This window comes from Acidimicrobiales bacterium (assembly GCA_035316325.1).
Classification (GTDB): Bacteria; Actinomycetota; Acidimicrobiia; order Acidimicrobiales; family VFJN01; genus DASXTK01.
Map to the genome: position 1 here is coordinate 1 of DATHJB010000007.1, position 7,912 is coordinate 7,912.

General features: G+C 72.1%; 8 protein-coding genes. All 8 read left to right on the forward strand.

Annotated elements, in window-relative coordinates; translation table 11 throughout:
* Positions 1 to 641 (forward strand): hypothetical protein (locus VK611_00805; GenBank protein ID HMG39828.1); only part of this gene is annotated, 641 nt, incomplete at its 5' end.
* Positions 642 to 730: 89 nt separating this feature from the next.
* Positions 731 to 1,015, forward strand: a complete 285-nt coding sequence (locus VK611_00810; protein HMG39829.1) for a hypothetical protein — start codon at positions 731 to 733, stop codon at positions 1,013 to 1,015.
* Positions 1,015 to 1,326 (forward strand): WXG100 family type VII secretion target, encoded by a 312-nt coding sequence (locus tag VK611_00815; protein ID HMG39830.1) that lies wholly within the window; start codon positions 1,015 to 1,017, stop codon positions 1,324 to 1,326. Before VK611_00810 ends, VK611_00815 begins: the two co-directional genes overlap by 1 nt.
* A gap of 64 nt (positions 1,327 to 1,390) precedes the next feature.
* Positions 1,391 to 1,720, forward strand: coding sequence for a WXG100 family type VII secretion target (locus VK611_00820; protein ID HMG39831.1), 330 nt, complete (start codon positions 1,391 to 1,393; stop codon positions 1,718 to 1,720).
* A 14-nt stretch (positions 1,721 to 1,734) separates the two neighbouring features.
* A complete protein-coding gene (locus tag VK611_00825; GenBank protein HMG39832.1) occupies positions 1,735 to 2,391 on the forward strand; it encodes a hypothetical protein in 657 nt (218 codons plus the stop codon).
* Positions 2,381 to 3,319, forward strand: a complete 939-nt coding sequence (locus VK611_00830; protein HMG39833.1) for a WXG100 family type VII secretion target — start codon at positions 2,381 to 2,383, stop codon at positions 3,317 to 3,319. Before VK611_00825 ends, VK611_00830 begins: the two co-directional genes overlap by 11 nt.
* 10 nt (positions 3,320 to 3,329) lie before the next feature.
* Positions 3,330 to 7,634 (forward strand): FtsK/SpoIIIE domain-containing protein, encoded by a 4,305-nt coding sequence (locus VK611_00835; protein HMG39834.1) that lies wholly within the window; start codon positions 3,330 to 3,332, stop codon positions 7,632 to 7,634.
* Positions 7,631 to 7,912, forward strand: a 282-nt coding sequence (locus VK611_00840; GenBank protein ID HMG39835.1) for a hypothetical protein, incomplete at its 3' end; no start/stop codon positions are given. The genes VK611_00835 and VK611_00840, both read left to right, overlap by 4 nt.

Below are 7,912 nucleotides of genomic sequence, written 5' to 3' on the forward strand. Positions count from 1 at the left end.
CCGGCGGGCCACCACCGCCCTACACCACCGCCCCGACACCACCACCGCCCCAACCCCCCACCGGCCCCGCACACGCCCCGCCACCAGCCGGGCCACCGCCACCACCACGGCGCAACAACACACCGGTCATCCTCGGCGTCCTCGGCGCCGCAGCCGCCGCCCTCCTCCTCATCGTCATCATCACCTCCAGCGGATCCGACGACGACGACAGCGGCGGCGAGCAAACCGGTGGCCGCCCCACGGTGCCGAACCTGGACATCCCTGGTGACGAGGGTGAGTTGAGCGAGGACCCCGCCGGCTCCGGTCCGACCACCACGAACAGCCAGGGCTGCTGCGACGGTGGAGTGGGAGCCGAAGCCCTCGCGCAGGAGCTCCTCGCCGCCGTCCGGAACGGGGACGAGGCCACGGCGACGGCCACGCTCTGCTCGGACAGCCACAGTGGGCCGGACATCAGCGACGCGATCGCCGGCCAGGCGAGCGTCGACGTCGACCCCGCCACCGCCGACACCGGGGGCGGCAACGCGTACTCGGCCTCGCTGCTCGGCACCGTCGACGGCGAGCCCATCACCTCCGGCTACGTCAGCGTGTACCCGAAAACCGGCGAGGAAGGTTGGTGCGTGTACATGTTCTACGCCCTGTGACGCCGTGGCTAGCACCTCGCTAACACGAGGCCCGTACGGTCGCCGGCTTGTGAGCCAGGTCGGACAACAAAGCGGAGGAGGTAGGTGAGTTGGCCAAGGCGTTCGTCGTCGATACGGACAAGGCACGGCAGGTCGGCCAGCGGCTGACCTCGGCCGGCAAGACCATCGAGGGCTTCCCGCCGGGGCCGCAGCCACGCGGCCCCCTCGGTAGCGGGGTCCTCGAGCAGGCGTGGTCCCAGTTCGAGAGCAGTCTCGCCACGGCACGGAAGAACCTGGCCAAGTCGATCAACGAGTCGGCCCAAGGCTTCACGGGGCTCGCCAGCGGCGCGATCAACCTGGATCAACGAAAAGCAGAGGAAGTGGAGACGATCTGATGGCAGACATCAATGTCGACTACGACGCCGTCGTGCGGTCGGCCAACCGGTTGAAGACCGGCCGCGGGCAGCTCGACCAGAAGCTGCAGCAGCTGAAGGGCATGGTCGACAACCTCATCACAACCCAGTTCAAGACCACGGCTGCGTCGGGGAAGCTCGGCGATGCCTACACCCGGTTCACGGACGCGGCCAAGCGGTCGATCGAGGCCCTCGACGGCATGGGCGGCTACCTGGAGTCGGTCAAGCGGCAGCACGAGGAGTTGGACCAGAACCTCGCCGGCGGCTTCGGCAGCCTCGGCCCGCGGGGCTGAGCGCAGCGGTGCGACCCACCGCGACCGACCCCAACCACGACGAACGAAGAGGAGCAGGGATCTGATGGCGCAGAACATCACAGTCGGCTACGAGGGCCTGCAGCAGGCCGCCAACCAGATGAAGTCCGGCAAGCAGGAGCTCGTCACGACGCTGAAGGACCTGCAGTCCGTGATCAACAGCCTGACCAGCAGCGGCTTCAAGACGCGCGTCGCGTCGAGCCGCTTCAACACGCAATACGACAAGTGGACCAAGGGGGCGAACGACCTGATGGCGAGCCTGGACGACATCTCGCGGGCCATCCAGGACGCCCAGCAGAAGCACGAGCAGGCCGACACGGCCCTGGCCGAGGGTGCCGGCGGGCTCGGTGGCCCCGGCGGCGCCACCGCCGGCTAGCCCTCGTTCCGACGATGAGCAGCGGCAACTGGTCTGTCCTCGATCTGACTGCGGACCCGGTCCGTGGCGAGCCGGGCGAGGCCCGGACATTGGCGAACGCCTCGCAGCAGGAAGCGAAGCGCTGGGAGGAGCAGGTCCAGGCGCTGCGCACCATCGCGGACGAGGGCAACGCGCTGCAGATGGAGGGCGACTTCGCCCCCCGGTTCCGTCAGGCGCTGCAGGCGCACCCCAACGACGCGACACCGCTGGCGCGCGGGCGAGCGGACGCCAGCCAGGCGCTGCTCGCCTACGCGGGGCAGTTGGAGCAGGCGAAGCGCGAGTCGCAGATGGCGCTCAGCCAGGGTGCACAGGCCCGCCAGGCCCACAGCACGGCCAAGCGGGCCTACGAGCAGGCCGTCGCGCAGATGAACGCGATGCCCAAGGTGGTTCCGGCCCCGCAGTACCCCTACTACGTGCAGCAGTACAACATGCTCAGGGCCCAGGCGATGCGGGCCGGGCAGGCGATGCAGCAGGCGGAGATGCAGTGGAAGGCGGCCCGGCAGCGGGCCGTGCAGGCGGGTGAGCGGGCGGCGCAGCAGGAGCGCGCCGCGGCGGAGAAGGTGACGGCCGCGGCGACCAGCGCGGCCGCGCAGAGCAGCCGCGCCAACGGAGGAGGCGGCGGTGGCCAATAGCATCACCGTCGGCTACGAGGGCCTGCAGCAGGCGGCGAACCAGCTGCGGTCGGGCAAGCAGGAGCTCGTCGGGACGCTGCGGAACCTGCAGTCGGTGATCGACGGTCTCACCAGCAGCGGGTTCAAGACGCGTGTGGCGTCAGGTCGGTTCGGTCAGCACCACCAGCGGTGGGACCAGTCGACGCAGGAGTTGCTGGGGAGCCTGGACGAGATCTCGAGGGCCATCCAGGACGCCCGACAGAAGCACGAGCAGGCCGACGCGACGCTGGCCGCCGGTGTCGCCGGCATCGGCGCCGCCGGTGTCGCCGGCATCGCCACCGCCGCCCGCCGTGGTGGCAGCGGCACCACCGGCAGCGGCGCCATCGGCAGTAGCGGCACCGGCGGCAGTGGCCGTGGGCCGAGAGACCCCGGCTACTCGGTCGTCCCGGAGAACCGGGTTCGGGAGAGGCTGAGGGAGGTCGACCGGTCGTGGGGCGCCCGGCACGGCGACGGCTCCCGCTCGGCCTACGACCGGGTCACCCTGCCGAACGGCGACCGCTACACCCGGAACCAGGGCATGCAGGTGACGGTCACGAGGGACATGCTGCGCGACGGCCCCCGGACGTCCTCCCCGCCCCCGGCGCTGCGGGAGAGCCTGCCCGGTTTCGACTCGCCGTACCGGTTGCAGCTGGCGCACCTGTGGGCCGACCGGCTGGGCGGGCCCAACGTCGCCCGGAACTTCGTCGCCGGCCACGCCCACACCAACGGGGGCGGTATGGCGTACGTCGAGGGGCGGGTGGCCGACGCGATCAAGCGATCCGGCAGCGTCGAGCTCGTGGCCCTGCCCCACTTCGTCGGCGACGAGGCGATCCCCCGGTCGATCCTCTACGCCTGGAAGGCCCCCGGGGACAGCAGCTGGACCGCAGTCAACATCAAGAACCTGCCATAGAGGTGTCCCTATGTCGATGATGCTCTTGACGGTGCGCGACGGCGCGACGGACGTCGACGTGGAGGTCGACGCGGGGCCGACCAGCAGCGTCGGCTCCCTGATCGCATCGCTCCCGGTCCCGGTGAGCGGGCGCGCCTGCTACGTCGGCCAGACGCCGCTGAACCCGCGCGGGATCGTGGCCGACAGCCCGCTGATGCCCGGGGCGATCGTCAGCGTGGGTGGGCCGGGCGCGCCCACGCGCACCGTGACCGGCGACGAGGTGGGGAAGCTGCGCGTCGTGGCGGGCCCCGACACGGGCCTGACCGTGGCCCTGAGCCCGGGTCGGCACCGGATCGCCCGCGACGAGACGGCCCCGGTGTGCCTGCGTGACCTGGACGTCTCCCGGAGCGAGCACGCCTGGATCGAGGTGGCTCCGGACGGCAGTGCGGTGATCACCGACGAGGGCTCGACCAACGGGACGTTCCTCGACGGCCGCCGGATCGGCCATGCGCCGCTGCACCCGGCGAGCACGCTGCGCATCGGTAGCGACGCGCTCCAGTGGACACCGGCCGCCTCCGGGGCGTTGCCCATGGTGCGGGCCGCGGACGGTTGGCTGGACTTCGACCGCGCCTACGCCGCCGTGCCCGAGGTGCCCCACCTCGAGGTGACGATGCCGGACCGGGGGCCGGAGCCCAACAACGCGACGCAGACCACCGCGGCCGTGACCGCAGGTCTGACCGTCGTGGCCAGCGTGATCGCGGCGGTCATCTTCGGCCAGGCGATGATCCTGCTGTTCGCCGCCGTCGGTGCGATCGGCTTCGTGGTGTCGCGGATGGTCGACGGCAACCAGGGCACCAAGCGTGAGACCGACTACCGCACGGCCTGCGACCGGGTCGGGTCCCAGATCCAGGCGCACCTGCCGGCCGAGTGGAGGGTGCGGGCGCAGCTGGCACCCAGCCCGGACGAGGTCATCGCCACGATCATCGGCCAACGCCCGGACCTGTGGGCCCGGAGGATCGACAGCCCCCACGGCTTGACGTTGCGGGTCGGAGCCGCGGACGAGGCGGCGTCGGTGGAGGTGAGAGGAGAGCCGTGGCCGGGGTTCGTGCCGCCGACGCTGACCGGGGCGCCGGCGTCGCTGGACCTGCGGGCGACCGGGGTGCTCGGTGTCGTGGGCGCGGACCGCGACGTCCAGGACCTGCTGCGGTGGCTGCTGATCCAACTTGCGACGCTCCGAGGGCCGGACGACCTGCGCATCGTGGTCATGGCGGCCGACGGGCGCACCGACCTGGCGTGGACCCGGTGGTTGCCGCACGTCCGCGCGGGCGGGTCGACGGCGATGCCGAACTGGATCGGCAACGACGACCGGACGGTCGCGGCGCGCGTCGACGAGCTCCGCGCCCTCCTCGCGACCCGCCAGGAAGCGAGGTCCAAGTCGCAGGGGGTGCAGTTCGACAACGAGATCGTCGTCGTCCTGGACGGGGCCTTGGCGCTGCGGGAGATGCCCGGCATGGACGTGATCCTGCACCACGGGCCCTCCGTCGGGATCCACCTGATCTGCGCCGATCGACGCGGCATGAACGAGTGCCACGGCATGTGCGAGGTGGGGACCGGCGGCATGCGCCTCACGCGGACCCGGGGGGCCAACCCGATCCACGTCGGCCCCGACCGGCTCAACGGCGACGGCGCCGAGCGGTTGGCCCGGGCGCTGAGCCCGATGCGCGACCGGATCACGTTCGCCCAGGCCCAGAACGCGCTACCGAGCCGCGTGCGGCTGCTGGACACGCTCGGGATCGACACCCCGGCCCCGGAGGACGTGCTGACGCAGTGGGACCAGGGCGACGGACCCCAGACCCGGGTGGTCCTGGGAGCCGACGCCAACGGCCCCACCTACGTCGACCTGGCACGCCAGGGGCCCCACACGATGCTGGGCGGGGCCACCGGCGCCGGCAAGAGCATCCTCATGCAGACGCTGGTGACGTCGCTGCTGCTGTCCAACCGGCCCGACGAGCTGAACCTGGTGCTGGTCGACTTCAAGGGCGGCAGCGCGTTCCTGCCGTTCGAGCACTGCCCGCACGTCGTCAGCCTGATCCGATCGACCGGGGAGACCGCGGCCGACGTCTTCGACGACGCCGCGGCGGCGCGGGTGCTGGCGTCGGTGCGGGCCGAGGTGAGCCGCCGTGAGTCGGTCCTGGCCCGCTACAACGGCGAGATCGACGACTACTGGCGCCGGCGTCGCACCGACCCGAGCCTGCCCCCGGTGCCGCGCCTGGTCATGGTGTTCGACGAGTTCGCCCGCGTCCTGGAGTCGTCGCCGGACTTCCTCAAGGAGCTGGTCAACGTGGCGGCCAAGGGCCGGTCCCTCGGCATGCACCTCGTGCTCGGCACCCAGTCGCTGCAGGGCAAGCTCTCGGCCGAGCTGAGGAACAACATCTCGCTGCGCATCAGCCTGCGCCAGAACGAGCCCGCCGACAGCTCGGAGGTGCTGGGCGTGCCCGACGCGGCCACCATCCCCGGCTCGCTCCGGGGTCGCGGGATGATCATGTGCACGACCGACGAGAGCCGGCGGCCGCAGACGTTCCAGTGCGGCTACCTCGGAGACCCGCCCCCGGCCGGCGCCCACGCCGCACCGGTGACGGTCCGCACCGTCGACTGGACCGAGCTGGGCCGACCCCGTCCCGTCGGGGCCGTCGTGCGCGCCGACGGCCCGACCGACCAGGACCTCGCCATCGCGGCCATCGAACAGGCCGCCGACCGGATCGGCGTCCGGGCCCCGTTCCTGCCGCTCCTGCCGGCGCTGCCGGCGAGGCTCCAGCTCGACGACCTGGTGGGCCGCGCCACGGCCGCCGCGCCGGCGTCGGCCGTGCCCTTCGGCCTGGTCGACGAGCCCGACGCCCAGGCGCAGCCGGCGGACTACCTCGACCTCGCCGGTGTCGACCGCCTCATGGTCGCGGGCGGCCCGCAGTCGGGTCGCACCACCTTCGCCCGCACCCTGATCACCAGCCTGGCCACCCGGTTCAGCCCGGAGGAGGTGCACCTCTACGTCGTCGAGCAGTACCGCGCCGGTCTCTCCGACTACGAGGACCTCCCCCACTGCGGCGCGGTGTTCTCCCCGGCCGAGCCCGACCGGATCCGACGCTTCGTCGGCTGGCTGGAGCAAGAGGTCCAACGTCGCGCCACCGCCCTGCACCGCGGCGCATCGGCCGCGCCGCGCATCGTGGTCGTCGTCGACGGGTGGGAGCACTTCGAAGACCACAGCAACCCCACGTTCATCGAGGGCTCGGTGGTCCTGAGCCTGCGCGAGATCGTCGTCACCGGCGCCCCGCTCGGCGTGCACCTCGTGGCCCTCGGCGGGCACGACATGCTCAGCTACAAGCTGCCGACGTTCTACAGCCGCCGCCTGCTGCTGCCTTTCCCCAAGGAAGACACGCGCCGCGCCCACCTCACGTCGAAGATGACCAGCCCGCCGCCGTTGCCCGGCCGGGCCGTCGACGCCGGCACCGGCCGCCACATCCAGATCTGCGACGTCGCCATGACGCCCGCTGAGCTCGTGGCCCGGTGCCGCCGCGACGGCGATCCCGCCCTGCTGCCGCGGCGCTTCCCCTCGCTGCCGGAGCGGGTCGCCGTCGACGAGCTGCCGCCGCCCGACATGCCGCCCTCGCGGACCTGGATCCCGCTCGGTGTCGGTGGCCCCGGCGTCACGACGGTCGGCATCGACCTGTTCGCCGGCGCGCACGTCCTGCTGGTCTCCGGACCGTCGGGCTCGGGACGCACCACCGCCGCGGCGATGGTGGCCAACTGCCTGCGCCGCGTCGGCATCGGCGTCCTCGCGGTCGCCCCACCCAGCTCGCCGTTGCCGCGCCTGCTGCCCGACGACGCCGGCGTGCGCCTCCTCACGGGCGTCAGCATCAAGGACGTCGACCTGCGCGAGGCCGCGGCCGCCTTCGGCGACAACCCGTACGCCGTCGTCGTCGACGACGTGAGCCAGATCAACCTCATCGCAGAGCAGGAGGGTTTCATGGACGCACCCACGTTGCTCGACGAGAGCGCCCAGCTCTCCGCCCGCGGGCGCACCGCGCTCGTGCTCACCGGCGACGCCACCCCGATGCTCAACGGGCTCCCCACCCCGGGATCGCGGCTGGTCAACAGCGCGGTCGGCGGTGGCGGCGCCTTCATCCTGCTGACACCGGCCGACCGGCCCACCGCGGTGGCGCACCGCCTGAGCCTCGAAGCCGACCAGTACTTCACCGGCCCACCAGGGCGCGGTTACCTCAGCTTCGGCCAGGCGCCGATGCTCGTGCAGCTCGCGACGTCGGGTGGAGAGGAGCGACGATGAGTGGGTCGGGCGAGCAGGTGGGTCGTGTGGTGGCGGGGCGGTATCGGCTCGAGGATGAGTTGGGTCGGGGTGGGATGGGGGTGGTGTGGCGGGCGGTCGACACCCTGATCGAACGCACCGTGGCGCTCAAGGAGCTACGCGCTCCTGCGGGTGACGAGTCGTCGTTCGTGGAACGCGCTCTGCGGGAGGCCCGCAACGCCGGGCGACTCAACCATCCCGGTGTGGTCGCGGTGCACGACGTGATCGCCCCCGCGGGTGACGACGACGCCGTCTACATC

Excerpts from the sequence above, each read along its gene's own strand:
- VK611_00815 (HMG39830.1), top strand. The coding sequence starts at position 1,015 with ATGGCAGACATCAATGTCGACTACGACGCCGTCGTGCGGTCGGCCAAC.
- VK611_00820 (HMG39831.1), top strand. The coding sequence starts at position 1,391 with ATGGCGCAGAACATCACAGTCGGCTACGAGGGCCTGCAGCAGGCCGCC.
- VK611_00825 (HMG39832.1), top strand. The coding sequence starts at position 1,735 with ATGAGCAGCGGCAACTGGTCTGTCCTCGATCTGACTGCGGACCCGGTC.
- VK611_00835 (HMG39834.1), top strand. The coding sequence starts at position 3,330 with ATGTCGATGATGCTCTTGACGGTGCGCGACGGCGCGACGGACGTCGAC.